The 983-nt window shown below is 21.3% G+C and carries 2 protein-coding genes; both read left to right on the top strand.

The window, feature by feature from the left end; translation table 4 throughout:
- A partial coding sequence (locus tag EHV01_RS05955) for a hypothetical protein (protein ID WP_422066660.1) occupies positions 1–222 on the top strand: 222 nt, incomplete at its 5' end.
- A gap of 144 nt (positions 223–366) precedes the next feature.
- On the top strand, positions 367–885 hold the full coding sequence (locus tag EHV01_RS05950) for a hypothetical protein (protein WP_422066659.1): 519 nt from the start codon (positions 367–369) through the stop codon (positions 883–885).
- Positions 886–983: the final 98 nt, after the last annotated feature.

Below are 983 nucleotides of genomic sequence, written 5' to 3'. Positions count from 1 at the left end.
ATTTTATATGCAATCCGTGATATGACTCACCAATATTTTGCAGATAAAGTTGAATGTCGGATGATTGATAATTCATTATTGCACATTTATATTAGTGGAAAAGTAATGGCAAAAGAAAACCTAAATGATTTAACAGTTGAAATTAATGAAGCAATTATGAAAGAATTAAGTTATTCATTACAAATTAAACCAAAAAATATTAGTATCGCTTATCATCATTAATAATTTAATAGCGAAGTAACTATAGAAAAAATATTTTTTTATTTAATTGATTTTTAATGATAGTATTATTTTATATTAAAAATTTATCAATTATTAATTTAGCAACATAACAAAATTATCACAATTTCAGAAAGGAAATACAAAATGAAAAAATTACTAAGTTTATTATGTGTATTAACTATCAGTGGAACTACAATGCAAACTGTTATTGCTGCTAGTAGTTATGAAAAAAATGATATAGAAAATTGCAAAAGAAAGAAAAGAGAACGTAATGATAAATTTTTACCAAAATTAATAAAAAATACTAAATTAGGAAAAATTCCTACAAATAGCGAAGAAAATATTTTAGACCAAGTTGTTCGTTTAAATAGAAATATTAATAGAAATGATATAACCATTAACAGATTATTAAATAATCAAGCACAAATTGTATTGCGAGAAACATTAGAAAATAATAGTTTCCCAGAAAATAATTTTATTTGAGTAACTTTTGAAACAGATCCTGATATTGAAATTCAAGTAGGTAATTCAATTTTTTATAATCTTAATCCTGTTACAAGTAATTCAAATAAAAATAATTATTCTTATGTATTATTTGATAATAGAAACAACATTAATCTTGGAATAATACCAGATAATCGCCGAACTACAATTATACAATAGACTTCTTGCATAACCTATTAAAATAATTGTAAATATTTTTAAAAAGATACTAATAGCAAATTATAATTTTAATTAATTATGTCTTTTATTTAAAAATW

The organism is Spiroplasma sp. hy2, assembly GCF_044714365.1.
Classification (GTDB): Bacteria; Bacillota_I; Bacilli_A; order Mycoplasmatales; family Mycoplasmataceae; genus Spiroplasma; species Spiroplasma phoeniceum.
The sequence above is the reverse complement of the archived record's forward strand: the minus strand, read 5'-3'. Positions and strand labels throughout refer to the sequence as shown.